Source organism: Halomonas sp. CSM-2 (genome assembly GCF_002119345.1).
Classification (GTDB): domain Bacteria; phylum Pseudomonadota; class Gammaproteobacteria; order Pseudomonadales; family Halomonadaceae; genus Vreelandella; species Vreelandella janggokensis.
Map to the genome: position 1 here is coordinate 1 of NZ_NBYR01000002.1, position 26,848 is coordinate 26,848.

The following is a 26,848-nucleotide window of genomic DNA, read 5'->3' on the forward strand; positions in this document are numbered from 1 at the left end:
CAATGGGGGGAAGGGGGAAGTGTGTCTGAACGACGGAAAGTGGTTAAAAAGTAGCCGATGTAAGTCGAGCCAGTAGGTGTTTAGTGATGTTACAGCCTGAGTGCGGTACTGGCTGAGGTACTATGAGAAATCCGGGCTAGGGCATTTCTATACGTTGCTGCGAGCCTAGTAAGGTTGCAATATTCAACAACACCAAAAACTTTTTCGCTATAGTTGATAATGGTGTTATCTCTGTTCTCAAAAATATACCAGTAGTCATCGCCAATCACACGAACCCAAGACGTAGGCGAGCTTTCAATTAATAATGCAACGAGCGAATAGTATTGACCAAGCTCCTCTCTCAAATAATTTAAGTTCGCAATACCACAACGACCAGGTAAGCCTTGTGCTTTTTTGAGCAGCTTTCCAATATCTTTAACAATGGAATTCCTGATTAAGAATATATTCTTGCTGGTTGAAATCGAGTTTCTCGTGGCTCGCTTTAATTCTGGAGTGTAAGATTCAAAATCACAATCAAGGTTTACATCATCAATTAGATTGAATATTCCCTTTAAATGACGCCCCCTATCGATTAGTCCAGCCTCATAAATTTCCTTTTCAAGCTCTGAGAACAGCCAAAAGTCTTTGGACTGCAAAGTTTGAACAAAATCATTTAAAGAAGGAATAGAATGTTTGGTGACATAATCTCTGAACTTGGAATTAAGCAGTTGCCTGATTCTTTCTTTGGTGCCAACACCAAATTGGCTTGCAGTTTCCTCTAATGTAGGCCAAGGCGATTCATTTAGGCCATAGTAAAATTTTACAATTTCAATATCTCTTGCCTTATTGGCTCCATCCTTGATGCTGCTTTCTAGGAATTCTACTAATTCATTTTCAATGCTCATCTATACTCCTTGACCGATGAATCGCCTAACGCTGGAGTTGAGCGGCGGCGGAGCCGTCCGCCTCGAATGAATTGTTATGCGCGACCATGCTTGTTGGCCCAGTAGTCATGGACTTTGTTGAATTCAGATATCCAACAAGCCAACGGATCTTTAGTGTTCTTTCCCAGCGATTTCGCCAGCTCAAAAAAGCCCGGCCCCGGCTGCATATCACCTGACTTGTGTACGACGATAGCCGTAAGCATGCCTCTTCCTGCCTCGTCTTCCTCGCTGCTGATCTCACCAAGAAGATGAAACAGGCGCGAGTCGTGTGGCTCGAGGCTTAGAGCACTGATCTTCCCGACAAGCTCGGAGTAAGCAATTCTGCCTTTGCGAGTGGCTACATCAATGAGAATACTCGTTGCTTGTTCCTTCGCGGCATCCCACTGCGCGCCCTCAAAGCCGTAATTGTTGAGCATCAACTTTCCTTGAACGCATAACAGTGAATCTACACCCGGCTGCATATCCTCAATGAATGTGCAGACGCGTTTATTGACATTACCTAGCCAACAGCATTCTCATAACTTATTGTTTTACAACGCATTAACTTGATCACTTTGCAGCATATACAAAATTCGCGTGCCAGCTCGTTTTGCTCAGTTCAATCATACTCTATTCACAAAATCGGCTTAGGTCACGTGTCGGGAAGGTAAATTTTGTAGGTGGTGTGTTCAGGGTTGGAAAAGTGAGGAAGGAAACTCTGTACAAGTGATTGTTTTCGTTGGCTGATTTAATGCTGGTCGCCCAATAAATTGGGCTCCTCCCCCCCTCGACACAGGCATTGCTGGCGTGATGATTTCTAGAGTGGCAATGGATTAGGCCCTTGCAACCCCATTGCAATGGGCTTCTGTAAGAACCCGACTTCGTCGGGCGATCGTTTTTGGTGGCTGATTAAGCGCTGATCGCCCAATGAATTGGGCTCCTTGTGTCTCTCAAGAGGGAATGATTAGCTACCATTCTCTCTGGCCAGAAGGGTAACCCGTTGGGCTCCTTGTGTCTCTCAAGAGGGAATGATTAGCTACCATTCTCTCTGGCCAGAAGGGTAACCCGTTGGGCTCCTGATGGGCATTGACCCTGCTTCGTAGATGGGCCCTTTCTGGTTTCTTATCTCGTAAATTTGGACGGTATCCAAAGCCCTTCGCACGACGAAAGAGGCTGTACGAACAAGGCGAGACAACGAGATGGCATATATCGGCATTGATGTTAGCAAACAGAAACTTGATTGCCTGTGGGTGCGCGATTTGAGCAAGGGGAAGGTGAAAACGAAAGTATTCCCCAACCGCCATCAGGACTACCCAGGTTTGCTCGACTGGCTTGTCAGGCAGACCGGCGAAGATATCAGCAACCTGCATGTCTACCTGGAAGCCACCAGCATTTACCATGAGCCTTTAGCTTACTGGCTGCATGACGTTGGTGTCACCGTGTACGTACTGAACCCTGCCCAGGTGCGCCATCACGCCAAGGGGATGGGCGTCCGCAGCAAGACTGACCGCAAGGACAGCATGATGCTCGCCCGCTATGGGATCGAACGGAACCCTCAACCGTGGCAACCAGAGCCAACGGAGGTGAGAGAGCTCAAGCGCCTTATCAACCGGTTAGAGGCCGTAGAAGACGACCTGCAACGCGAGCGTAACCGCCTGGAGAAGGCCGAATTCAACACCGACACTCAAGCGAGCGAATCCATTAGCTATATGCTGGTCGCCCTTGAGCGAGAAGTACAGCGGCTGCAGCAGGCGATCGCTGACCATTTCGAGGCGCATCCGCCTCTTAAACAGGATCGCAAACTACTCGAGAGTATTCCCGGTATCGGAAACGTCCTGTCAGCTCGCTTGGTCGCCACACTACGCAGTCGAGATTTTCGCAGTGCTCGACAGGCAGCCGCGTTCCTGGGCCTCGTACCGATACTAAAAGAGTCAGGTACATCGGTGAAATTACGATCCCATCTTTCCAAGGCAGGGGCGCCCGGTATCCGCCGGAAGCTTTATATGGCCGCCGTCGTGTCGACCCGATGCAATCCTGACGTCAGCGAGCAATTTGCACGACTCAAAGCGCGTGGCAAGCCAACGTTGTCGGCGCTGGGGGCGGCTATGCGCAAATTGGTACACATCGCTTTTGGCGTGTTGAAGTCACAAAGTGAATATCGGCCGCAAGGGACATAAAGCCCCTTGCAGTTGGTATCGAGAGACGGTATCTACAAACCCCCATGCACATGCGTTGGTGGTTGGTACTCAGCCCTTTTAGGAGCCAGACTTCGTCGGGCGATAGCCTACGGTGGCTCGATCATTAAGGCTATGTTTGGCTGGTTTTCAACTTGGTCTTGGTGGTGCGATAGACGCTATCCAGGTGGGCGAGCATGGCGCGTTCGGCGGCGTCCGGGTCGCCGCGTTTCAGGCCATCCACGATATGCCGGTGCTCGTGGTAGCTGCGTTCGATGGCACCGGGCTCGCGCATTACCTGGCGGCGGATATGCAGGCCAAAGGCATAAAGTTCTTCGGCGTAGCGCAACAGGATCTCGTTGTTGGCGTATTCCGATATCAGCTTGTGGAAGTTCTGGTCGGAAAGCTGGAAATGCACGGGGGCGTCGAACAGTCGGCTTTGGGCGTCGAGTAGATGTTCCAGACCTTCGATGCCCTTGTCGTCGATATTGATGGCGGCACGCCGGGCTATGGCAGCTTCCACCACAATTCGGCTTTCGAACACGCTGTCCACGTCAAAGCGATTCATTTCGCGGGATGTGGCGTCAGCAGTGGCGGGGCGGCAACGTGCCAACGTTTCTTCATCCGCGCGAATGCGTGTCTTGCTGCCATGTGAGACGCTGATCAGGCCGTGAGCCGTTAGCTGGGCGAGTGCCCCGCGGACGGTTTCGCGGCTCACGCCAAATAACTGTGCCAGCTCACGCTCGCTGGGCAATTCATCGCCGTCTCTTAGCAGCCCGGTCAGGATCATGTCGGTCAGCTTGTCGGCCAGAATTTCTTTCTTGGTCCGATTCTTGAGTGTTTTTTCGAAAGCGAATGCCGGGTTGCTCATGATCCCTCCTGTCTCAGCTGGTCTGGATAATAGACCATAAGCTGATCAAATACTACATACCCTTTCTGGTCCTTTCGACAAAGGTATAACGTCTTAATTCAGTGCTTGACGGTACCTGATGGGCGGTTTAAGTTTCTGTACTACTGGTCTGGTTAACCAACCAGCAGTCCAGTGAAGCAAAACCAATTACAATCCAGGAGTGCATCATGCTCAAGAAGCTACTCGGCGTTTCCGCTCTCACTCTGGCCATCGCCAGTACGCATGCCCAGGCTGACAAAATCGTCTTCGCGATCGGTGGTACCCCCAACAGCCTGCAGGGCCAAACGGCGCAGGAATTCGCCGACCGCCTGCAGGACCGCCTTGGCGACAATCATCAGGTGGAGTATTACCACAGCGGCCAGTTGGGCGACGAGAGGCAGCTCGTCCAGAAGCTGCGGCTCGGTACGGTCGACCTCGCGGGGATCTCTTCCATCATGTCATCGGTTTCCCCCGAATTCGCCCTGTTCGATATGCCCTTTCTGGTCAAGGACCGGGACCACCTAAAGCGTATCGATAGCGAGATCGTGATGCAGGATCTGGCCGAGAGCGCTGGAGAACAGGGGCTCAATATCATCTCTACCTGGGAAAATGGCTTCCGTCACATCACCAACAATGAACGCCCCATCAACGAACCCGGCGACCTGGAGGGGTTGAAGATCCGCACGCCTCAGAGTGAGTGGCGCACGCTGATGTTCGATACCTGGGGTGCCAACCCCACCCCGATGGCGTTTTCCGAAGTCTTTGTCGGCCTGCAGACCGGCGTGGTCGATGGGCAGGAGAACCCGCTCAGCAACATCAACGGGGCCAAGTTCCAGGAAGTGCAGGATTACCTCTCGCTTTCCAATCACGTTTATTCGCCGATCTGGTTGACCGCGGGCAAGGGCGGCTGGGAGCAGCTCTCTGAGGACGTTCGTGCTGCCATTACGGCGGTTGCTATCGAGACGCAGGACTGGGCACTTGCAAAAGGGGCCGAACTCGATAACTCACTGCTGGAGGCCATGCGTAACGACGGTATGGAGGTCAACCGGGTGGATCGCGATGCCTTTGTCGAGGCCAGCAACCCGGTCTACGCGGAATTTGCCGAGAAAGTAGATGGCGGTCAGGAACTGGTGGACCGGGCCATGGCGTTGGCCGAGGAGTAGCGCCGGATGTCATCCCCAACGGGCGCCGTCACGGCGCCCTCTCTCACTCAAGCGCAGGAGGGCTACGCCATGAGTTTACTGGGTCGTGTCAATCGACTGCTGGAACGGTTGCTTGAAGCGCTGACCGTGTTTCTGTTGCTGGCGCTAACCTCGATCGTCATTGCCGCTGTGGGGTTTCGTATGGTTGGCAACTCGTTCTCCTGGTACGACGAGGTGGCCTCTATCGGCCTGGCATGGCTGAGCTTTTACGGTGCCAATCTGGCAGCCCTCAAGCGAACCCACATGGGCTTTCCGGGGTTGGTCAGCCGCGCGCCAGCAGCCATTCGTGCCAGCCTGTTCATTTTCTCGGAAGTCGTCGTCATCGGCTTCTTCCTGGTGATCGCTTACTACGGTTATGTCGTTCTCGACATCCTCGCCTGGGATAACCTGGTGTCCCTGCCCTGGATCGGTCTGGATGTGACCCAGTCGGTCATTCCGATCAGCGCCGTACTGTTCATTGTCTGTGAGCTGCTCAGTATGCCCATGGCATGGCGCAAGATGCGCAGCGGCGTGGACGGTGACGCGGAAGAGATCGAAGCGGCCATCCGCCAAGCCGAGGAAGACCTGAAGGAGTATCGCGCATGACACTGTTGATCATTATCGCCGCGCTCTTTGCCCTGGTCCTGGTCAACGTGCCGATCGCCGTGGCCATCGGGGTGGTGGGCGTCGTGGGCGTCTATCTGAACATGGGGGCTGACGCCCTGGTGAACGTTCCGCTCACGCTGTTCAACGGGGCGACCAAGTTTCCTCTGATTGCTATCCCGCTGTTCATTTTCGCCGGGGCGTTGATGAACACATCCGGCATTTCGTTGCGGCTCATCAACCTGGTCACCGCGATTGTCGGCTTCGTTCGGGGTGGCCTGGCGATGGTCAATGTCGGGGTCTCGCTGTTTTTTGCCGAGATATCCGGGTCCGCCGTTGCCGATGTGGCCGCTACCGGGTCGGTATTGATCCCGGAAATGAAACGGCGCAAATACAACCCCAACTTTTCTGCCGCGATCACGTCCTCGTCGGCGTCTCTGGCCATCATCATTCCGCCGTCGCTGTCGATGATTCTGTATGGCGCGATCGCCGATACCTCCATCGTCAAGCTGTTCGTGGCCGGTATCGTGCCCGGGCTGATCGGCGCTGCGGGCCTGGCGGGTGCCTGCTATTACTATGCGGTCAAGTATGACTTGCCCCGCGAAGAGTCGTTTTCGCTCAGCACTCTGGGCAAGGCGTTCAAGGAGGCTTTCTGGGCACTCCTGCTGCCGGTGATCATCCTCGGTGGCATCTTCGGTGGGTTTGTCACCGCGACGGAAGGCGCCGGTATCGCCGTGCTGGCGGCCCTGCTGATCGGTGGGCTCGTCTACCGGGAACTGAACTTCAAGATCCTTTATCGCGCCGTGATTGAGGGGGTTACCCAGACCGCGGTGGTGATGCTGCTGGTGGCGACCTCGGCCGTGCTCGGCCTGTTCTTGACCGAAATGCAGCTCCCTCAACAGCTGGCCAGCGAAATTACCGCCATTACTGAAGATCCTGTGCTGGTGCTGGCGCTGCTCAACGTATTGCTCCTGCTGCTGGGCATGTTCCTGCACGGGGCGGCAGCGATCATTCTGGTCGTGCCCATCGTCATGCCGTTGGTTCACCAGATCGGTATCGATCCCATCCATTTCGGCTTGATTCTGACGCTCAACCTGGCCATCGGCCAGCAGACGCCGCCGGTGGCGTCCGTGTTGGCGACGTCCTGCTCGATTGCCAAGACCGACATGTGGGAAACCACTAAGGTCAATTTCCCAATGATTCTGGTGCTGTTCGTGGTGCTGATGCTCGTCACTTATGTACCAGCGATTCCCATGACGCTCGTTAACTTCTTCTATTGATATGGAGCTCACTATGTCCGATATACGCCCTGTCATCGCCGTGACGCTCGGCGACCCCGCTGGCATTGGCCCTGAGCTGATTGCAAAACTGTTCGCCGAGGCAGCGCTTTTCAACAATGTGCATACCGTGCTGGTGGGCGACCGCTGGCTGTGGCAGGAGGGCCAGCGCGTTGGTGGCCAGGCCCATGACTTGCCGGAAGTCGAGCGCTTTGCCGAGGCGCGCCAGCATGATGGGCCGGTTTTCATGCCTGTGGATAGCGTTGCCCAGGGTGCTGTCGGTTACGCGGAAGAAACGGCAGAAGGCGGTGCCTCGGTGCTGGCGGTATTGTCACGCTGCCTGGAGGCTGCGCAGGCAGGCGAGGTGGATGCCATCTGTTTCGCCCCGCTCAACAAGTTCTCGATGAAGAAAGGGGGCTTGGCGCATGAGGACGAACTGCACTTCTTTGCCGAGAAGCTGGGGGTCACCGGTTATTTCTGCGAGTTCAATACCCTGGGTGATCTCTGGACGTCCCGCATTTCGTCACACATTCCGCTCAAGGACGCCGCCAGCTACGTGACCCAGGACCGTATCGTCGCGGCCAGTCGCCTGATTTATGACTCCCTGAAGCTGGCGGGCAACGACGCACCCCGAATTGCTGTGGCGGCCTTCAACCCCCATGCGGGCGAGGGTGGTACCTGCGGGCGTGAGGAAATCGAGGTCATCGCGCCTGCTGTGGAGGCGTGCAAGGCGCAGGGTTACCCCGTCGCCGGGCCGTTTCCCGCGGACACCATCTTCATCAAGGCCCGGGATGGCGAGTATGACGCCATCGTCACCATGTACCACGACCAGGGTCAGATCGCGATCAAGCTGATGGGCTTCAAGCAGGGCGTCACGGTGCAGGGTGGCCTGCCCATTCCCATCACCACGCCTGCTCACGGTACGGCTTTTGATATCGCGGGCACCGGCAACGCCGACGTCAACCCGACCCGCAATGCCTTCACCATTGCCTGCCAGATGGGTGGGAATCTGAGACGTCAGCGCCTGGAAGCCGTCGCTGGATAATCGTTCGTTTACAAGGAAACACCGCACATGAAAATTACACAGGTCAAAGCACGTGTTTTTGAGTGGAAAGGCCACACCGTCCCCGCTCAGGCGCATTTCTGCTCGAACGCCATGGATGAACTCTGGGACAAGAGCGATTCCATGGGGACCTTCCGCTTCCACGGCTGGACCACGGTCGAGATCGAAACCGATACCGGCCTGGTAGGGCTGGGTAACGTGGCGCTGGCGCCGCCCATTGCCAAGGCCATTATCGACCAGTACCTGGCGCCGTTGGTAATCGGTCAGGACCCGTTTGATTATGAGTATCTCTGGCAGCGCATGTATCGCGCGACCCATGCCTGGGGGCGCAAGGGGATCGGCATGGCGGCGATCTCGGGTGTCGATATCGCCATCTGGGACATCATGGGCAAGGCGGTCAATAAGCCGGTCTTCAAGCTGCTGGGTGGCCGTACCAAGGAAAAAATTCCCTGCTATGCGTCAAAGCTCTACCGTACCGATCTTAAAAGCATGCAGGACGAGGCCCAGTCGTACCTCGACCAGGGCTTCACCGCCATGAAGATGCGCTTTGGCTATGGTCCCAAAGACGGTCCGTCCGGCATGCGCGAAAATCTGAACAGTGTGGCCGCGGTGCGCGAAGTGATTGGCGACGATGTCGACCTGATGCTCGAGTGCTATATGGGCTGGAACCTGGAATACGCCAAGCGCATGCTGCCCAAGCTGGAGCGGTTCGAACCCCGCTGGCTCGAGGAACCCGTGCTGGCGGACGATATCGATGGCTATGCCGAGTTGAACCAGCTCACCAGCATTCCGATTTCCGGCGGTGAGCACGAATTCACCCATTATGGCTTCCGTCAGCTGCTGGAGAAGCGTGCCATTTCGGTCATCCAGTACGATACCAACCGTGTCGGTGGTATCACCGCGGCCCGCAAAATCAATGCACTGGCGGAATCGTTCAGCGTTCCGGTCATTCCCCACGCCGGCCAGATGCATAACTACCACCTGACCATGTCGACGCTGGCCTCGCCCATGTCGGAATTCTTCCCCGTTCATGACGTCGAGATCGGCAATGAGCTCTTCTACTACCTGTTCAAGGGAGATCCTGAACCGGTGAATGGCTTCATCGATCTGGATGATGACGTGCCGGGCCTTGGTCTGTCGCTTAACCATGATCATTTTGATCAATTTCATATCATCGAGTGAGGCTCATCATGCGATTGATCCAGTGTCTCCATGAGGGCGCGCCGTGCGCTGCGCTGGTCGAGAGTGCAGAAGAGGTGCGCCTGCTCGATGCCGATACCTACACTCTGGCCCGCCGCGCGATGGCGGCGGGGCAGTCGTTGGCGGAAGCGGTTGAAAACGCGCTGAAGCCGACGCGGCTCGATTATGCACAGCTGATCGACGACAAGCGGCTGTTGCCCCCGCTGACACATCCGGACCCGGCCCATTGTCTGGTGACCGGCACCGGCTTGACCCATCTGGGGAGCGCCGATACGCGCTCGGCCATGCATGCCAAGACGCAAGTGAGCGAGGAAGAGCTCACGGACTCGATGCGCATGTTCAAGTTGGGGGTCGAGGGCGGTAAGCCAGCGCCCGGTGAAGAGGGGGCTCAACCCGAATGGTTCTACAAGGGCGACGGTGATTGCGTGGTCGCCCCGGAGGCCAACATGCCCGTGCCGCACTTCGCCCAGGATGCAGGGGAGGAGCCCGAGCTGGCCGGTCTTTATGTGATTGGCGATGACGGTAGCCCATGGCGGGTGGGGTACGCGATCGGCAATGAGTTTTCGGACCATGTCACCGAGCGTTTCAATTACCTGTGGCTGGCGCATTCCAAGCTGCGTGCCTGCAGCTTCGGCCCGGAACTTTGGGTGGGAGCGCTTCCAGCTCACCTGGAGGGCGTCAGCCGTATCGTGCGCGGCAATGAGACGCTCTGGGAGAAGCCCTTCCTGACCGGCGAGGCCAATATGGCGCACAGCCTGGCCAACCTCGAGCACCATCATTTCAAGTACGCAGGCTTTCGACGCCCGGGCGATGTTCACGTGCATTTCTTCGGCACCGCCACCCTGAGCTTTGCCGACAATATTCGCACCCGCGAGGGTGATCGCTTCGAGATCAGTCTCGCCGAGTTCGGTCGACCGTTGCGCAACCCGCTTCGCTTTGAAGCGGACGGTACGCCTGTCGACGTGAAATCACTCTAAGGACTGCATGACACAAGGAGTTTATCCATGACCCTGGAAGGCAAGTTACTTATCGGCCAGGCGGCCGTCAGTGGCAGTTCCAGACCTATCGACGCCATCAATCCGGCCACCAACGAGCGTCTCGCGCCCACCTATATGGGCGGCACCCGAACCGAGGTGGAGCGTGCCTGTGAGCTTGCCGAGACGGCCTTCGCCACCTTTCGCGAGACGTCTCCCGAAACGCGAGCGGCGTTTCTCGACACCGTCGCCAGCGAGATCGAGGGCATCGGCGATACGCTGATCGAACGTGCCATGGCCGAAACCGGCCTGCCGAGGGCGCGCCTGGAAGGCGAGCGTGGCCGAACCTGTGGCCAGCTGCGTCTGTTCGCGAATGTGGTACGCGCTGGCGAGTGGCTCGACGTGCGCATCGACCCGGCCATGCCGGACCGTCAACCGATGCCGCGCGCCGACCTGCGACAGCGCCATATCGGCCTGGGGCCGGTGGCGGTGTTCGGTGCCAGCAACTTCCCGCTGGCTTTCTCGGTCGCCGGGGGTGATACCGCCTCGGCGTTAGCAGCCGGGTGTCCGGTGATCGTCAAGGGCCACTCCGCCCACCCCGGCACCTCTGAGCTGGTGGGGCGTGCGGTGCAGCGGGCGGTGACAGCCAGCGGACTGCCGGAGGGCACCTTTTCGCTGCTGTTCGGCTCAGGCAGTGAGATCGGTCAGGCCCTGGTCGCCGATCCGCGTATCCAGGCGGTGGGCTTCACCGGGTCGCGGGGCGGTGGCAACGCGCTGATGAAAACGGCGCAGGCGCGCCCGCAGCCGATCCCGGTCTATGCGGAGATGAGTTCGATCAATCCGGTGTTCCTGATGCCCGAGGCGCTCAAGGCGCGTGGTGAGCAGATCGCCGACGGCTTCGTCGGGTCGCTCAATATGGGCGCGGGCCAGTTCTGTACCAACCCCGGCCTGGTGATCGCCATCAAGAGTCCCGAGCTCGATGACTTCATCGCAGCGGCGGCGGAAGGCGTCAAGGGCAGTGCGTCCCAGACGATGCTGACCCCTGGCATCCACGACGCCTATGAACAGGGCGTCGCCAGGCTGTCCAGCAGTCACAAGGTCCGCGAAGCGGCGCGCGGCCAGGTGGGGGCGTCGCCCAACCAGTGCCGGGCGGGGCTGTTCGTGACGACGGCGGAGGACTTCCTCAATGAGCCTGAACTGCAGGAGGAAGTCTTCGGCGCGACCTCGCTGGTCATCGAGTGTGCTGACCATAACGATTTGAGGCGTGTGGCGTCCCAGCTCGAGGGCCAATTGACGATTACCCTACAACTGGATGACGGCGACCTGCCAGCGGCCAGGGCGCTGATGCCGATCGTGGAACGCAAGGCAGGGCGGGTGCTCGCCAACGGCTGGCCGACCGGGGTCGAGGTATGCCATGCCATGGTGCACACCGGGCCTTACCCGGCAACGTCCGACAGCCGCACCACCTCGGTGGGCAGCGCGGCGATCTTCCGCTTCCTGCGTCCGGTGTGCTACCAGGCATTGCCGGAAGCGCTTCTGCCCGAGCCCCTCAAGGACGGCAACCCGTGGCGGGTTTCACGCTTGGTGGACGGTAAGCGTGAATAGCTAGCTGCCAAGCGATTCAGGGGGCGTCGTTCAGCGCTCTCCAAAGCGGCAGTGAATACTCGTCTGACGCCAAGCTCGTCGGTAGCTATGCTCGTCGGTGGACATTGAACCCTTCGCGATACCAGAAACAAAGCTTGGCACGTATTGCCGCAAAAAGCCTTTATTGATAGTGCTACTGCCAAGTTGCCCGGTTGGCGCGGGTGGCCGCGAGGCGTGCTTCGTCAAGTGTAATGCCGAGGCCAGGCTCATCAGAGAGCGTCAGCCAGCCTTCGGCATCGGGCTTGATGGCGGTCGTCAGCGGAAAGTCGCGCACCTCGGGTGTCCATTCCGGTGGGTCGAAGGGGTATTCCAGATAAGGACAGCCTGCTGGGCCAACCGCTCCTGCGGTGAGATGCAGGTTGGCGGCAAGGCCGATGCCATTGCCCCAGGTGTGCGGGGTGAACCACTTGCCTGCCGTGGTGACCTCTTTCGCCAGTCTGGATAAGCCTAGAAGCCCGATTGAGCAGACGGCGTCCGGTTGGTAGACGTCGAGACACTGCTGTCGCAGCATTTCGCGGAATTCGTAGGGTTCACGGGTCATCTCGCCACCGGCGATTTTCAGCCGCTCGCCGGTCAGGTCGTTGAGGGCGCGCATCCCAGGATAATCGCCGCGATAGAGCGGCTCCTCCATCCACAGCACATTATGGTGAATTAACTCCTCAGCCACCTCGCTTGCCTTGGCCAGGTCCCAGGGGGCCTGGGTATCCCAGGGCATCCGCCAACCCTGGTTGCAGTCGACCATCAGGTCCAGCTCTTTTCCCACGGCATTACGTACCGCCGCGAGCACCGCTAGATCATCGTCGAGACGGTGACGGCCAAAGCGTAGTTTCATGGCGGGGATGCCCGCGTCGCGAATCTGCTCGGCGAGGGCGACGACCTGCTCCGTAGGGCGATGAGTGCCGCTGGAGGCGTACGCCTTCAGGCGCGACGAGGTGCCGCCCAACAATTGCCATAACGGTTGTGCCTTGATCTTGCCGATCAAGTCCCATAGAGCGACTTCCAGTGGCCAGCAACGCCCGGCATGAAAGCAGATGTTGTCTATCACGGCACTGTGGCGTTCGATGGCTAACGGGTCTTGTCCAATGAATAGCGACCGGAAGTCGTCGAAGCCATACATGGCATCGCCCGAGCCGATGCCTTCACGGCCTTCGCTATCGATCACGCGAACGATAGCGGCAGGAAACTTTTGCCTGGGTTGGCTATCCCAGGCCGCGGGGAAGGGTGGGTCGAGCTCGCACTGGTGCTGGCTGATCTCGATACGCTCGATCACGTTCATGCGCTGATCTCCCGGTTCTGGGTGGCAAGCTCGGCAACACGGCGCTCGAACACAGATACAGTGGCGTCAGCGAGCCATTGCCAGTCCTCGGCAGTTGGACGGCGGGCTGCGTTGTGGGCCATGGGCGCGTTCTCGTCTTTTTGCATGGTCAAGGCTAGCGCCTCAGCGTCTAGTGTCAGCGTGGCGAAGGGGGCAAGGGCTTGGTTGAAGTGGGTCTGATCAGCAAGCTCGCGGAATAGCCTGGGCAGCTCTTGTGCCTTGCTCCCGGCTTTCAGTGCATGGGCCGCTGGCGCGAAACATGCCTCATTGTCTGCCACCGACCACGCCAGTGACGCTTCCAGCGCCAGCGTTACGGCGACACCATGGGGTAAGTGGTAACAGCTACCCAGGGCATGGCCGATATTGTGTGCGATGCCGGTACCGCCATTATCAATGGCCTGGCCCGCCAGGCAAGCGGCTTCCTGCATGCGTTGGCGGGCCACCAGGTCATGAGGGTTGGTCACCGCCATGGGCAGCGTCTCGCCTACCTGGCGGATGGCCTGCAGCGCTGGCGCTTCAATAAAAGTGTGTCGCCCTTGGCCGGTAGTGGCCTCCAGCGCGTGGACGAAGGCATCCAGGCCGGTGGTGGCGGTGAGCGGGGCGGGCAGGCCACGGGTTAACACCGGGTCGAGCAGGACCGCGTCGGGTAGCAATTCGTCGCCCCAGGCCCAAAGCTTGCGTCCCCCTGCGTCGGTGAGGATCGACGTGCGGGTGACCTCGGAACCGGTACCCGAGGTCGTTGGCACCATCACGGCGGGTACGCGCCCTGACCAGGGGGTTCTGGCCAGCAGGTAATTTTCCATATCGCCCTGGCTTTCTGCGAGTGCGGCGACCAGCTTGGCGATGTCTAATGCGGTGCCGCCGCCCAGCCCTATCACCAATGGGCGGCCGGGCAGGGCACGTACCTTGGCTGCGGCCGCATCGGCGGTAGCGACGCTGGGTTCGCCCGTCGGTGCCAAGAAGGTATCTACCTCGGCTTCAGCCGTCAGGTTGTCGACCAGGGCATCGACCAGGCCGGTCGCGGCAAGCCCCTGGTCACTGATGACCATGTAACGGCTGGCCCCCAGGCGGCGGCGAAGCTCGGGTAGCTGCTCAAGGCTGCCAGGTCCCGCGATGATCGGTGTCTGACGTCCGGTGTGAAAATGATTCAGAGGCATAGGGCTCAAATCTCGATCCAGGTGGTCTTGAGTTCTGTGTACTTATCAAAGGCATGGAGAGATTTGTCGCGGCCCTGGCCGGATTGCTTGTAGCCACCAAACGGCGCATTGATCGATGTGTGGTCGTAACAGTTGACCCAAACGGTGCCCGCGCGCAAGGCACGAGCGGCGCGGTGGCCGTCGCGTAGCCGATCTGTCCAGATCGCTGCTCCCAGGCCGTAGTCGGTGTCATTGGCGATGGCCAATGCCTCATCCAGGTCGTCCACGGTAATCACCACCAGCACAGGGCCGAATATCTCTTCGCGGGCCACCCGCATATCGTTGGTGACATCGTCGAGTACGGCCGGGGTCAGGTAGTAACCGCCGCTCTCGCTGCGAACCTGCTCGCCGCCGAACAGCCGTTGCGCCCCTTCGCGCTGGCCCTGATCGAGATACCCCTGCACCTTTTCCATATGCGCCTGTTCAATCATCGCCCCCATCTGTACGGCGGGGTCGAGGGGGTCACCGGGCTGTAGTGCCTCGGCCCAGTCGCGGAGTTTGGCAAGCAGCGCTTCCTTGACGGTTCGATCGACAATCAGGCGGGTACCCGCGTGGCAGGTCTCGCCCTGGTTGTACCAGACGCCATAGGCGACCGACATGGCGATGGTGTCCAGGTCTTCCACATCGCGCGTGACGATGTGCGGGCTCTTGCCGCCGCACTCCAGACCGATGCGCTTCATATTGGAGTGCGCGGAATACTCAAGAAAGGCTTTCCCGACCTCAGTGGAACCGGTGAAACCAACAGCATCGACGCCGTCATGCAGGCCCAATGCCTTGCCAGCGATGTGGCCAAGCCCTGTGACCACCTGGAAGGCGCCCGCGGGAATACCAGCCCCTTGGGCAAGCTCGGCCACCTTGAGCGTTGCCAGGCTAGACTGCTCTGCGGGCTTGAGGATCACCGAGTTGCCCGCGCCCAGTGCCGGGCCGATCTTCCAGCTCGCGATAATCAAGGGGTAGTTCCATGGCACCACGGCGGCCACCACGCCCATCGGCTCACGGTCTATCAGACAGACGCTCGTTGAGCCGTTAGGTGCCGTCTCACCGTAAAGCTTGTCGAGTGATTCGGCATACCAGCGCAGCCCTCCGACCAGGCCGGGCACATCCACGGTTGTGGTCTGGCCGATCGGCTTGCCGGTTTCCAGGGTCTCAAGTAACGCAATGTCGTCTAGCTGTGCCTCAATGGCATCCGCCCATGCCAACATGCGCGATTTGCGTTCGGTGGGCGGCAGGTCTCGCCATTCACCACTCTCGAAACTGCGGCGAGCACTGGCGACGGCGAGGTCGACGTCGGCGTTGTCACAAGCCGCCACATCCGTTAGTACCTGACCGGTGGCCGGGTTCTCGGCTGAAAAAGTGGCGCCGTTGAGAGCGTGGACGAATTGTCCGTCGATATAGGCCAGTTGCGGTAGAGGGAGAGTGCTTGCGCGGTTCTGCCAGTCGGCGTGGGAGCGGTCCGTCATCTAATAACCTCGGCGGTGAGTTGGCATGTCGGCGTGATACTAGGCGCTCAGCTGTGGTCCCACAAACGACGAAAGCGAACCCCAGGTATTCCTATAACTCATGCAAGGCTGGTAATGGGCAGGTGATTACTGACATTATCTGGTAAGTTGCTGCGAAAAAATCACCCAATGAGGCTCCGGCAAATGTCACGCACTTTACCCCCACTCAATTCTCTCAAGGCCTTCGAGGCCGCCGCCGAGTGTGCGAGTTTTACCCTGGCGGCACAGCGCCTCTGCGTGACTCAGAGCGCAGTCAGCCGTCAAGTCAAGCTGCTGGAGGAGCAGTTGGGGGTGTCGCTTTTCCAGCGCGGTTCAGGCCATCTTCGACTGACCGACGCGGGGCGCCGGTTGCAACCTGTACTGCGTCAGTCCTTTGATCGCATTGCCTGGACCGTAAGAGGCTTGCAAGAGCCAGATGCTGTTCCCCACCTGCGCCTGAATGCGCCCCCGACCTTTGCCAACCGATGGTTGATCCCGCGGCTGGGTCGCTTGAAATCCTTGCACCCGGATCTGGAGCTGTCCCTGACTACGCGCGCCGATGACGACCTTGCAGGAGACGAAAACCTGGATGCAGCGATTCGTTTTGGAACCGGTGAGTGGTCGGATGCCGAGATAGTCCACTTGATGCAAGAAAGTCATATCGCCGTCTGCGCACCCAAGCTCAGGGGGTCTATGCGTCGTGATGCGCTCGACCTCAATCACCAGGTACTGCTCCATGTCCTTTGGGGTGAGGATCGCTTTCATACCTGGGATCACTGGTTGTCAGCGGCGGGTATCGAAGGGGTGAAGACCAGCGGGGGTATCGCGTTTGACCTGCTGGAATTGGCGATTCATGCCGCCGTCAACGCTGTCGGGGTGACCATCGCTGACCGGCACATGGTTGCCCGTGAGCTGGATAGAGGGGAGCTTGTATCTTGGCTTGATGTCGAGGTCACCGGGCATCGTTCCTACTGGTTGGCAACCCGGCCACACCAGGTAGAGTCGGCCAACCTCAAGCTTTTTCGCCAATGGCTGGCGCAGGAGATCGAAGATCCCCCCACCGGCCTATAGCCATTTTGGGGCGCAGTCGTGGAAAGGTTGTCGGAGGGCTATGAGGCGTCGTGGAGGCTGTTATCGGAGAGAAGTTGTTCTCGCAGTAAGTCGATGAGCGTATCCCCCGCTGGATGCTGGAAACTCGGCGATTGTCGAACCGTCAGCTCGGCAGGTGGCAGTGCCGGGAACCCGTCTGCTTCATCAAGGATGCGCCAGTTCTCTGGCATGGCGCGTTGATCAGTAACCGTGACGGCCTTACCCTGGTTGACGGCAACACGCAGCCCGGTGGGGCTTTGGGTAGTATATTCCAGCGACCATTGCCTGCCCATGCGAGCAAGGGCTTCCAGGGCGCGTTCTCGATAAGGGCAGTGGTCGGGAAAGAGCGCCAGTGCGAGCGGCGTACTGGGGTCGACACAATAATCTCGATGCGCTGCCCAAACCACTTCCTCGTAGCCCATTGATACCCCATGCCGTTGGCTTTTGTGCTGAATGGTCAGTACGAGATCCAGTTCCCCCGCTTCCAATGACTCGATGAGTTCACTCGACATGCGGCAGTGAATATGTGGCCGAATGCGCGGATGGCGTTCGGCAAAGCGGCCCAACAGTGCCGGTAGCCAGGCTTCGGCATAATTTTCTGGTAGGCCGAAACGAATGATGCCGTCGTGGTCGCCGTGACCAAGCACGCTCAACGCCTCGCGTTGCAATTGCAACAGGCGTCGGGCGTAGACCAGAAACGTTTCACCATCTTGAGTGAGTGTCAGTTGACGGCTTGTACGCTGTAATAAACGGGTGCCGAGCCGTTCTTCCAGGGTGCGTATGCGCAGACTAATGGTCGACTGCGTCTTATGCAGCTGGTTAGCGGCAGCAGTAAACCCATTGTTGTCCACGACGGCAACGAAAGCACTCAGCAGCTCATTGTCGAGTGACGGGGTGCGGGATGAACTATCGGTAAAGTCGATGGAATCCATCACAAGGAATTGTTTCCTCAATAGAGAGTGTTTATTCACTATGCCTCCAGATAAGCCCGGGTGCCAAGCCCGGTGCCTGTTTTACTGCTGGAGGATAATGCAATGCTGAACGCTGACCAGTTGGCGGATGCCGAACGCCTGGATCTGTCTGCCTTCGTCAATACCGAACGCTATCCACTCGATGACCCCAATAGTTCGTCGCTGGTTGAGGTCATTGAGTCTGCCCGGCGTGATCTTGATCGTGAGGGCTGTGCGGTGCTTCGTGGCTTTTTGCACCCGAGCGTACTCGAACAGGCACGGTTAGAGAGCGCGCGCATGGCCGAGAAAAGTTTCTTCAACACGCGCCAGGTCAACGCCTATTTTACGGCTGATGACCCCTCGCTGCCGGAAGATGACCCCCGCCGGATATTCATGACGCGTACCAGCGGTTTCGTTACACGGGACATGATCACGGCAGATAGCCTGATTCATAGGCTCTATGTCTCCAAGGCAATGAAATCGCTGGTGGCACGCTGTCTTGGCGAAGAGCAGATTTACGAGTATGCCGACCCCTTTGCTGGCCTGGTGCTCAACGTATTGCCCGATGGTACTCAGCAGCCGTGGCACTACGACACCAACGAATTCATCGTCACCATGATGACGCAGCAGCCGGAAGCGGGCGGCGTTTTCGAGTATTGCCCGGGAATTCGTACACCGCAGGACGAAAACTATACCGGTGTCAGGGCGGTGATTCGTGAGGATGACCCAACACCTGTCAAGCGTTTGGATCTGCGTCCGGGGGATCTACAGCTTTTCAAAGGGCGCTTCAGTCTGCACCGCGTCTCAGAGGTGCAAGGTGATACGCCAAGACTGACGGCCATTTTCGCCTATTCGCAGCAACCTGGCGTGGTCGGCAAGCTGGAACGAACACGCCAGTTGTACGGGCGTGTCGCTGAGCAGCATATCCAGGCAGAAGCCTGCTATGCCGAGCGTACTGACGGACTGATCGACTAAGCACGCCTCCCTATATTTTCAATGAAGAGGAGAGACCATGAAGATGGATCTCGATACCCTCGGCATTCTTCCGCCGACCCACGAGCCCAGCGATTGCGAGCCGACGCAAGCCGAGATTGAACAGGTATTACTTGACCGCCTTGGCCGGGTTCGACGTGAACTCGTCAAACGCGACATGACCGCGGTCGTGCTTTTTGATCCGGCACACGTACGTTATGCGACAGGGTCGCGCAACATGCAGGTCTATAGTTCGCGCAACCCGGCACGCTATGCGTTCGTGCCCGCTGAAGGGCCTGTGGTGTTGTTTGAGTTTTCCGGCTGCGAGCACTTGGCCAGGCACCTGCCTACGGTGGATGATATTCGCCCTGCGAAAGCGATTTCTTATTACTTCAATGAGAAAAATACCGAGGCGGTGACCCGTGCCTGGGCGGACGAGATCATCGACCTCGTTCGGCAATGTGGGGGTGGTAAACGTATCGGCATCGAAAGCGCCACACCGGAAGCGGCCTTCATGCTGCAGAGGAGTGGCTTAGAGGTATTGGATGCACAGGCGCCACTGGAGTTGGCGCGTGCCATCAAGGTACCCAATGAGATCAAGATGGTGCGTTCGTCGCTTCGCGCGGTAGAAGATGGTGTTCGTCATCTTGAAAGGGCGATCAAGCCGGGAGTGAGTGAGAACGCTGTGTGGTCACGGTTGCACCAGCACATCATCGAAACCGACGCTGATTTTGTCGAGACGCGACTGATGAACTCGGGACCGCGCACCAACCCATGGTTCCAGGAGTGTTCAGATCGCATCATCCAGGATGGCGAACTGGTGGCGCTGGATACCGACGTGGTTGGGCGCTACGGCTATTATGCCGACTTCTCTCGCACTTTCCTGTGTGGCGATGGCCAGGCAAGCCAGGCGCAGAAGGATCTCTACGCCATGGCATATGAACAGATACGTACCAATATGGAAAACATCCGGCCCGGCATCAGTTTCAAGGAATACGCCGAGCGTGCCTGGCGACTGCCAGAAGCCTACAAGGCGCGCCGTTACTTTGCCTTGGCGCATGGCGTTGGCATGAATGGCGAGTATCCCTACATCGTTCATCGTGAGGATATCGACGACAAGGGCTACGACGGAATTATAGAGCCCGGAATGACGCTTTGCGTGGAGAGCTTTATCGGCCACGAAGAGGGTGGTGAGGGCGTCAAGCTTGAAGAACAGCTCTACGTACGCGATGACGGAAAAGTGGAGCTACTGTCCGATTACCCCTTCGATTCCAGGTTGCTGGGATACACCTAGTGAAACGGTGCTTCATTCTTTTTTCTCATGATTGCTATTCGGTAATGTCGATCGTCATTCGATAATAACCTGCTACGATTGACTTTTTAGAATGGCTAAAACAAAAGGAAGGAACTTGGTATGAATAAAATGTCATCATCGTTCTTGATGGTAGGGCTTTTGGCAGCGGCAACTGGCGTTCAGGCAGACGATCACAAGTCATTGGTGATCGGCACCAACAACTGGGCCGAGAACATTGCCGTCGCCAACATGTGGAAGATCATTCTGGAAGAAGAGTATGGGTATGACATCGAACTCTCCGATGTCAGCAAGAGCGTGCTTTACAGTGGTCTGGCCAACGAAGATATCGATCTTTCCATGGAGATCTGGCTACCCACTACGGATGCTTCTTTCCTTGAGCCCCACAAGGATGAGATCGACGTGCACGATGTCTGGTACGAAGGCACTGGGTTGGGCTTGGTGGTGCCGAGCTACGTCGACATCGACACCATCCCCGAGCTTGGCGAAAACGCTGAGGCTTATGTGTACCAGGGTAATCCGACTATTCTTGGCATTGATTCAGGTTCGGCGATTGCAGGCTCTACCGAGGAAGCGATAGAAGCGTACGAACTGCCACTTAATCAAATTAACAGCTCTGGACCGGCGATGATGGCGGCACTTGATGATGCTTACCAGCGCGAAGAGCCAATCGTCGTGACACTGTGGAGCCCACATTGGGCCTTTGCTGAGTACGACCTCAAGTATCTGGAAGATCCTGAAGGCGTTTACGGCGAAAGTGATGATATTCATTGGATGTCGCGCAAAGATTTTGGAGACGACGATCCCTGGCTAACGTCCGTACTCAATGATTGGCACATGAACGACGATACATTGGGTGGCTTGATGGCCGAAATCGAGCAAACCGGCGATCCGGTGGAAGGTGCCCAGACCTGGATCGATGAAAATCGTGACTTGATTGATGAATGGTTGGCTGCTGGCGATGCGGGATAGTGGCACATAATTTAAATGACTATATATAAGTGGCTATTACCGAAACAGAAGATGACCATGGCTGCCTGATATCGCCCCGGTTATAAGTCAGCGTCAGTAATAACGTTGTGGGGAACAGCTGATTGGGTTAGCTATAAGCGCTTGGCTTTGCCAGGCGCTTTTTTTATGTAATGTGATACGTTTTTATTTAGTGGGCGCTATATAAGGGCGGGCGCGACTTGCTTAATTTCATCAAACGGATGCACCGTTGGCCGCGCGAGGTGCGTTTGGTACACGGCAGACCACGCCCGCCAGGCGTTTAAAGTATCCATTGAAGCCATGGCGCAGAAAACCCTGTCGGCCGATCAACGTTGTTTTGCCTTCGGTGTATGAGTGACGTGTGGTGTCGGGATGGTGGCGGACCGTCTCGCTTGATGGATGAGCCAGAGCCCCAGGACCGCGATACCCGCGAGGACAGCGAAGACAGTTGTATAATCACCCAGCAAGCTGTGGAGCAAAGTCACCATAGGCAAGCCGAGCAACACACCGCCATAGGTGAAAACCAGGCAACCGCCAGCGGCATCCGCGATACGACGTGGCGGGGCCAGGTGGGTAATTTCGGCCAGGAAGACGCCGTTCCAGCCCAACGAGGAAAAGCTCAGCAGGACAAGTAATACAATGACCAGCCACTGGGGCCAGGCCGGTGTCATGGTGGCTACTAACAGAGCACCCACCGCGGTGGTGAATGCGATGATGGTCAGCGTCGTCAGTCGGTCGCCCAGCCGGTCGCCGATCACGCCCCAGCCGATGCGTCCCGCGACACCGGTTACCTGCACCCCGGACATGACCAATCCTGCCTCGACCAGGCCGAAATCCAGATCTTCCACCAGCAGTGCCACCGTAAAGGCCGAGACCGATAGCTGAATCGCCGAGAAGCACAGGCTCAGCAGCGCGACGTAGCGCAGCGACCGCTGCCGCCATACCACGTCGAGCCCTGAGAAGGGCGTCGACAGCCACGCTGTGTTTGGGTCGCGCTGGTCATCCCAACCCGCCCGTTGCCATTGCAGGGCGACGATGCCGAGCAGGGCAATGGCGCTGAGCAGGAGCAGCCCGGCCTGCCAGCCCACCGCCAGGGCTAAAAAGGGGGCGCTGGCCCCGGCGATCACACCGCCCAGGGGCACGCCCGACTGTTTCAATGAGAAGATTAGGCCGCGTCGCTCGGGCGGGGTAAAGCGCACCAGCAGGACTGACGCGGAGGGGTTGGTCATTCCGTAACCCAAGCCCGCGATGAGAGAGGCTAAGGCAAAGGTTGGCAAGGCCGGGATCGCCATCATGGCGGCGCCACCGCCGAGCATCGCCAGGGAAAGTTGGCTGGTGCGGCAGGGTCCCAGCCGTCGTGTAAGCGGGCCACCCACCAGCGACGTCAGCATGGCGCCGAGAAAGATGAGGCTCACCTGCAAGCCGATGGTGGCCGAGGAAACGCCCAGTACACCGGATAATTCTGGCGCGATGGCGGCAGGAAACAGCGCCACCAGCGCTGAGAAGGCCAGCACCAGGGTGGTCGACAGGAGCACGATGACCGGCACGGTTTAGCGCATCCGTTCTCGTGGCACCTGGCGCAAGTGGCTGGCGGTCTGGCCACCGGGCAGGGCAGCGATCAGGTCGGCCGCCACGAGCAGTTTTGACATATCGACCCCCGTTGTGACGTTGCCACCCTGAAGGGCATAGAGCAGATCTTCGGTGGCGGTGTTGCCGGTAGCGCCGGGGGCGAAGGGGCAGCCTCCCAGGCCAGCACAGGCGCTGTCCACCGCCGTGGCACCGTGATGTATCGCAAAAAGCGCATTGGCTACGCCCATGCCGTAAGTATCGTGGCCGTGGAAGGCCCAGGCCAGTCCTTTACCGCCATGACGCTCGCGCAACTGGGTGAAATGCTCGGCAATCTGATAGGGGCTGGCTCGGCCGGTGGTATCGCATAACGCCACTTCTATCGGCAAACCGTCGGTCAAGCGGGTCGCCTGGTCGAGGACGCGGTCAACCTGCCGCCAGTCGATTGTGCCTTCAAAGGGGCAGTCAAAGCAGGTGCCTAGGTCGAGACGTAACCGGGTCCCCTCGGTCTGACGCAGGCGCTCTGCCACTCGTCCGAGATCCTCCAGGGACTCATCGACGCTTCGTCTTACATTGCTGCGGTTATGGGACTCTGACACCGAAACCACGTAGACGACTTCGCGGATGCCGTGCGCCAGGGCCAGCTCGGCTCCCTTTAGATTGGGCACGAGCGCCGAAAGGCGCAGCGCGGGCCGGTCGACGAAAGCCTCGATGAGTTTGTCAATGTCGGCCATCTGTGGGATGGCCTTGGGGCTCACGAAAGAGCCGATTTCGAGGCGGGTGATGCCGGCATCGATAAGTGCTGAAATGCAGCGCTGTTTATCGATGGTAGGTAGTGGGTCGCTGATCGACTGAAAGCCATCGCGGGGAGCAACCTCGACAATGTCCACCTGTGCGGGTGGCGCAAGCAACGTCATGACGAAGCCTCCTGTTTGCAAGCAAAGTTGTTGGCGACGACCACCTGAAGGCCCCGTCGTTTAGGTATCAAGGCTGCGTTCTCTCGGCTCGACCCGTGTCCCTGGTTGGCGCCGGTTTTGAGCAGAACGGGCGCGTCAAGGCGTTCGGGCAGTTCGTCTTCCAGGTGGGTGGCAATCAGCTTGTGGCCAAGGGTGTTAGTCATGAGAGGGGGCCTCATCGTTGTCAGAGCCCATCAGGCGAGGAAGGGTGGTCAACGCATCGATAAGAAACTGCAGGCCTAGAGCGGCGAATCCGATCGGCATCAGGGCATAGGGATATACCATGGGAGTGCCCAACGAACTGGAAACCCGTTCGCCGTGTTCGAGTGCCTGTAGCGCCATAATGCCACCGCGCCACACCAGGATCGTGCAGAACACGACCCCCAAAAGCCCGGTGGCCAAGTCGATGGTGGCGCGCAGACGCAACGGCAGTTTGTCTTTAAAATAAGTGATGCGGATATGAGCGTCGTGGCGCTGGGCTTCCGCGGCGCCGATCACGGCAAGATAGACCAGCAGAAAGGAGTTGATCTCCAGACTCCAACTGGTCGGCGCCGCGAAGGCGTAGCGCATGATGGCGTCATAGCAGATTGACGCCATCATGAACATCAGCACCGCCATCGACGTCCAGCGTGGGACGGCGAGTACCGCATCCCAGCTGCGCATGGCAGTCATCGTCATGGTGCTCTCCCTCATTCCTCGCCCAGGGCCAGGGCAATGGCGCGACTGCCGACTTCTTCGCCGACCTCTTCTTTCCATTGATCCCAGACGTCCTGAACGCCGTTGTTGAATGTCTCGAGATCCTCTTCGCTGGGCTCGACGATCTCGACGCCAGCCTGCTCGACCTGGGGCCAATATTCGTTGGGATAGATATCGTTGTTGCAGTGCTCGATGAAGTTGGCGTCATACCAGTCGGCGGCATTCTGCAGCACGGCGCGGACGTCATCGTCCAGACTGTCCCAGGTGTCGCGCAGCATGAAGGGAGCCACCGAGAAGCCAGTGATCGGGAGTTTGTAGCAGACCTTCAACTGCTCCTGGAGACTGCGGCCGATAACCGTCGAGATGTTGAAGATACCCGCATCCACGGTGCCCCGCTGAAGGGCCATGTAGGTCTCGGAGGAGGGAATCCGTGTCGCGCCCACGTTGTAGGGCTCGAAGGCCTGGGTAGCCTCAAAGCCGACAATACGTACCTTCTTGCCGCGTACCTCTTCAAGACGGCGGATCGGGCTTTCCTCGGTACTCCAAAGGTATTCCGGCTCGAGAATACCGCCCCCGGAAGTCAGCATGTAGAGGTTATCTTCGGCCAACACGTCGTTGATCAACGTCATCAACGGGCTGCCTTGGCGCAGACGTTCGGGGTGGCGGTAGAGCTCGCCGACCACGCCCGGCAGGCCCGTGACACCAAGGATAGGAATCGATCGGGTAACGTAGGAGAAGGTATGGAACATGAAGTCGATGCTCCGCGAGCGTAAGGCTGGCAGCTGCTCGTCTACCTTCAGGAGTTGGCCTGAGTCGTAGAAGTCCACTGTCAACGCGTCGCCACCCTGCTCTTTTAGCATCTCCACGAAGCGATTGGAGCCGTAGGTTAACGCTTTGTAGGAGTCGGGCAGGTAGGTGACACCGGTCAGCGTGGTGGCGGCGTGACTACGTGGTGCCAGCAGGGTATGAGAGCCGAACATCGTGGCCCCGGCAGTGGCGAATGTACCGTATTTCAGGACTTGGCGGCGGGATAAGGTCATGGTGAATCTCCTGCTTGTTGTTGTGATAGACCCTGGAAAGGTCGGAGGTGATAGCTCACTTCACTGACGTTGAAACACCGGGACTACATGAGCCCCGGCAACCACAGGCTGAGGCTGGGGAAGAACACGAACAGCATCAGCACGAGGAACTGGACGGCGACGAAGGGTAGAGAGCTTTTGATGATTTCCTCTACCGAAAGCTCTGGGCAGACCCCGCGCAGTGCATATAGGTTAAGTCCCACCGGCGGTGTCACGACGGCAATTTCAAGGTTGAGTACCATGACAATGCCGAACCAAAGCGGGTCATAGCCCAGTGCGGTGACCAATGGCAGCAGTACCGGGGTGGTCACGACGATCAGGGACACGGCGTCGACGATCATGCCGAGCAGGATCAGCAGCAGCATGACCGCCAATAGAATGGCCCAGGCGGGCAGGCCGGTGGCCGTTAAGGCCTCGGTGAGAAGCTGCGGGACCCGCACCATGTTGAGATAGTCGCCAAAGATCTTGGCGCAACCGATGATCAGCAGGATTGCGCCGCTGATCCGCGCGGTGGTTGCCAGTATCTCCAGGAACTTCCGCCAACTGAGGCTACGAAATACCAGGGTCGCGATCAGGAAGGCGCCGGCGGCGCCGATGCCGGCCGCTTCGCTGGGAGTGGCCAGGCCCGAGTAGATGGAGCCCAGTACGGCCACCACCAGTAGGGCGGCATGCCAGATATTGGCCAAACTCGCCCAACGCTCGCGCCAAGTGAAGCGCTCCTCGCTGGCCGGTGCTTCAGCCGGGTTCAGGCGCACGCGGATGTAGATGAACAGCGACAGGGCAAGCGCCAATACGATGCCGGGGACGATGCCGCCGATGAACAGGTCGGCCACCGAAACGCTGGAAACTGCCCCGTAGATGATGAAGGGCACACTGGGCGGAATCAGCATGGCCAGGGCGCCGGCGCTGACGACCGAGCCCGCGGCCAGCGAGCGGCTATAGCCCCGGGCCAGCATCTGAGGTACCGCAATGGAGCCCACTGCGGCGACACCGGCAAGGCTGACCCCGGATACCGCGCCAAACATGGCGGAGGCGCCCACCGACGAAATTGCCAGGCTGCCACGAAGCCAGTTGAGCCAGCGCACAGCGGCGGTAAACAGGCTTGAGCCGACAGGGGTTGCGCCAAGGAAGTTGCCCATCAGGATGAATAGTGGCAAGGCGATCAACTCGAAGGCGTTGAGCTGGCCAAACAGCGAGGAGGGTGCGAAAAAGAACGCCAGTGGACCGCGGGCCATGTAAAGGCCGAGTAATCCAGAGAGGCCAAGGGCCAGGAAGATCGGTACGCCAAAAGCGATAAGCCCGATCAAGGCAATTAGAACAAGAACTGGATCCATGGTAGGCC

At 58.4% G+C, this 26,848-nt stretch carries 25 protein-coding genes; 12 read left to right on the forward strand and 13 right to left on the reverse strand.

Annotated elements, in window-relative coordinates; genetic code table 11:
• Positions 1-89 precede the first annotated feature (89 nt).
• Both B7L15_RS01500 and B7L15_RS01505 read right to left on the reverse strand, forming a co-directional pair.
• Entirely contained in the window at positions 90-884 is a 795-nt protein-coding gene (locus B7L15_RS01500; protein WP_176243609.1) for a hypothetical protein, read from the reverse strand.
• A 74-nt stretch (positions 885-958) separates the two neighbouring features.
• Complete coding sequence (locus tag B7L15_RS01505) at positions 959-1,339, reverse strand: hypothetical protein (protein WP_085917296.1); 381 nt, start codon at positions 1,337-1,339, stop codon at positions 959-961.
• Positions 1,340-2,101: 762 nt separating this feature from the next.
• On the opposite strand from B7L15_RS01505, the gene B7L15_RS01510 reads away from it, so the two are divergent.
• Positions 2,102-3,079, forward strand: coding sequence for an IS110 family transposase (locus B7L15_RS01510; protein WP_085917297.1), 978 nt, complete (start codon positions 2,102-2,104; stop codon positions 3,077-3,079).
• 130 nt (positions 3,080-3,209) lie between these two features.
• Here B7L15_RS01510 and B7L15_RS01515 read toward each other — a convergent pair whose 3' ends face one another.
• Positions 3,210-3,947, reverse strand: coding sequence for a FadR/GntR family transcriptional regulator (locus tag B7L15_RS01515; RefSeq protein ID WP_085917298.1), 738 nt, complete (start codon positions 3,945-3,947; stop codon positions 3,210-3,212).
• 206 nt (positions 3,948-4,153) lie between these two features.
• On the opposite strand from B7L15_RS01515, the gene B7L15_RS01520 reads away from it, so the two are divergent.
• The 7 genes from B7L15_RS01520 to B7L15_RS01550 are packed head-to-tail and all read left to right on the forward strand — an operon-like array spanning position 4,154 to position 11,868.
• Positions 4,154-5,128, forward strand: coding sequence for a TRAP transporter substrate-binding protein (locus B7L15_RS01520; protein ID WP_085917299.1), 975 nt, complete (start codon positions 4,154-4,156; stop codon positions 5,126-5,128).
• A gap of 6 nt (positions 5,129-5,134) precedes the next feature.
• Positions 5,135-5,752 carry a TRAP transporter small permease gene (locus B7L15_RS01525; RefSeq protein ID WP_085917300.1) on the forward strand — a complete coding sequence of 206 codons (618 nt, stop codon included), beginning with the start codon at positions 5,135-5,137 and terminating at the stop codon, positions 5,750-5,752.
• A complete protein-coding gene (locus B7L15_RS01530; protein ID WP_085917301.1) occupies positions 5,749-7,029 on the forward strand; it encodes a TRAP transporter large permease in 1,281 nt (426 codons plus the stop codon). Before B7L15_RS01525 ends, B7L15_RS01530 begins: the two co-directional genes overlap by 4 nt.
• Positions 7,030-7,042: 13 nt before the next feature.
• A complete protein-coding gene (locus B7L15_RS01535; protein ID WP_085917302.1) occupies positions 7,043-8,071 on the forward strand; it encodes a 4-hydroxythreonine-4-phosphate dehydrogenase PdxA in 1,029 nt (342 codons plus the stop codon).
• A gap of 27 nt (positions 8,072-8,098) precedes the next feature.
• Positions 8,099-9,271 carry an L-rhamnonate dehydratase gene (locus B7L15_RS01540; RefSeq protein WP_085917303.1) on the forward strand — a complete coding sequence of 391 codons (1,173 nt, stop codon included), beginning with the start codon at positions 8,099-8,101 and terminating at the stop codon, positions 9,269-9,271.
• 8 nt (positions 9,272-9,279) lie between these two features.
• Positions 9,280-10,266 carry an AraD1 family protein gene (gene araD1, locus B7L15_RS01545; RefSeq protein WP_085917304.1) on the forward strand — a complete coding sequence of 329 codons (987 nt, stop codon included), beginning with the start codon at positions 9,280-9,282 and terminating at the stop codon, positions 10,264-10,266.
• A 27-nt stretch (positions 10,267-10,293) separates the two neighbouring features.
• On the forward strand, positions 10,294-11,868 hold the full coding sequence (locus B7L15_RS01550) for an aldehyde dehydrogenase (NADP(+)) (protein WP_085917305.1): 1,575 nt from the start codon (positions 10,294-10,296) through the stop codon (positions 11,866-11,868).
• 172 nt (positions 11,869-12,040) lie between these two features.
• Here B7L15_RS01550 and B7L15_RS01555 read toward each other — a convergent pair whose 3' ends face one another.
• The 3 genes from B7L15_RS01555 to B7L15_RS01565 are packed head-to-tail and all read right to left on the reverse strand — an operon-like array spanning position 12,041 to position 15,878.
• Positions 12,041-13,183, reverse strand: a complete 1,143-nt coding sequence (locus B7L15_RS01555; protein WP_085917306.1) for a mandelate racemase/muconate lactonizing enzyme family protein — start codon at positions 13,181-13,183, stop codon at positions 12,041-12,043.
• The gene (locus B7L15_RS01560; RefSeq protein ID WP_085917307.1) at positions 13,180-14,379 is read right to left on the reverse strand and encodes an iron-containing alcohol dehydrogenase; all 1,200 of its coding nucleotides are present in this window, start codon (positions 14,377-14,379) and stop codon (positions 13,180-13,182) included. The genes B7L15_RS01555 and B7L15_RS01560 overlap by 4 nt, the downstream gene beginning before the upstream one ends.
• A 5-nt stretch (positions 14,380-14,384) precedes the next feature.
• Positions 14,385-15,878 (reverse strand): aldehyde dehydrogenase, encoded by a 1,494-nt coding sequence (locus B7L15_RS01565; RefSeq protein WP_085917308.1) that lies wholly within the window; start codon positions 15,876-15,878, stop codon positions 14,385-14,387.
• 183 nt (positions 15,879-16,061) lie between these two features.
• On the opposite strand from B7L15_RS01565, the gene B7L15_RS01570 reads away from it, so the two are divergent.
• Positions 16,062-16,967: a LysR substrate-binding domain-containing protein gene (locus B7L15_RS01570; RefSeq protein ID WP_085917309.1), complete on the forward strand. Its 906-nt coding sequence runs from the start codon at positions 16,062-16,064 to the stop codon at positions 16,965-16,967.
• A gap of 38 nt (positions 16,968-17,005) precedes the next feature.
• Here the strand turns inward: B7L15_RS01570 and B7L15_RS01575 are convergent, their stop codons facing one another.
• Positions 17,006-17,917, reverse strand: coding sequence for a LysR substrate-binding domain-containing protein (locus tag B7L15_RS01575; RefSeq protein ID WP_085917310.1), 912 nt, complete (start codon positions 17,915-17,917; stop codon positions 17,006-17,008).
• A gap of 102 nt (positions 17,918-18,019) precedes the next feature.
• Between B7L15_RS01575 and B7L15_RS01580 the strand changes: the two genes are divergently transcribed.
• From B7L15_RS01580 to B7L15_RS01590, 3 genes are all read left to right on the forward strand, one after another.
• Positions 18,020-18,910: a HalD/BesD family halogenase gene (locus tag B7L15_RS01580; RefSeq protein WP_085917311.1), complete on the forward strand. Its 891-nt coding sequence runs from the start codon at positions 18,020-18,022 to the stop codon at positions 18,908-18,910.
• A gap of 37 nt (positions 18,911-18,947) precedes the next feature.
• Positions 18,948-20,201, forward strand: a complete 1,254-nt coding sequence (locus B7L15_RS01585) for a M24 family metallopeptidase (protein WP_085917312.1) — start codon at positions 18,948-18,950, stop codon at positions 20,199-20,201.
• 120 nt (positions 20,202-20,321) lie between these two features.
• Positions 20,322-21,191 (forward strand): glycine betaine ABC transporter substrate-binding protein, encoded by an 870-nt coding sequence (locus B7L15_RS01590; RefSeq protein ID WP_085917313.1) that lies wholly within the window; start codon positions 20,322-20,324, stop codon positions 21,189-21,191.
• A 344-nt stretch (positions 21,192-21,535) separates the two neighbouring features.
• On the opposite strand, the gene B7L15_RS01595 is transcribed toward B7L15_RS01590, so the two are convergent.
• The 6 genes from B7L15_RS01595 to B7L15_RS01620 all read right to left on the reverse strand — a co-directional run bounded on the left by B7L15_RS01595 (position 21,536) and on the right by B7L15_RS01620 (position 26,840).
• Positions 21,536-22,756: an MFS transporter gene (locus tag B7L15_RS01595; protein ID WP_085917314.1), complete on the reverse strand. Its 1,221-nt coding sequence runs from the start codon at positions 22,754-22,756 to the stop codon at positions 21,536-21,538.
• A 3-nt stretch (positions 22,757-22,759) separates the two neighbouring features.
• Positions 22,760-23,692 (reverse strand): hydroxymethylglutaryl-CoA lyase, encoded by a 933-nt coding sequence (locus B7L15_RS01600; protein WP_085917315.1) that lies wholly within the window; start codon positions 23,690-23,692, stop codon positions 22,760-22,762.
• The gene (locus tag B7L15_RS01605; RefSeq protein ID WP_176243610.1) at positions 23,689-23,895 is read right to left on the reverse strand and encodes a hypothetical protein; all 207 of its coding nucleotides are present in this window, start codon (positions 23,893-23,895) and stop codon (positions 23,689-23,691) included. The genes B7L15_RS01600 and B7L15_RS01605 overlap by 4 nt, the downstream gene beginning before the upstream one ends.
• The gene (locus B7L15_RS01610) at positions 23,888-24,409 is read right to left on the reverse strand and encodes a TRAP transporter small permease subunit (protein WP_085917317.1); all 522 of its coding nucleotides are present in this window, start codon (positions 24,407-24,409) and stop codon (positions 23,888-23,890) included. Before B7L15_RS01610 ends, B7L15_RS01605 begins: the two co-directional genes overlap by 8 nt.
• Before the next feature lie 11 nt (positions 24,410-24,420).
• Complete coding sequence (locus B7L15_RS01615) at positions 24,421-25,467, reverse strand: TRAP transporter substrate-binding protein (protein ID WP_085917318.1); 1,047 nt, start codon at positions 25,465-25,467, stop codon at positions 24,421-24,423.
• Positions 25,468-25,550: 83 nt separating this feature from the next.
• Entirely contained in the window at positions 25,551-26,840 is a 1,290-nt protein-coding gene (locus tag B7L15_RS01620) for a TRAP transporter large permease (protein ID WP_085917319.1), read from the reverse strand.
• Positions 26,841-26,848 lie beyond the last annotated feature (8 nt).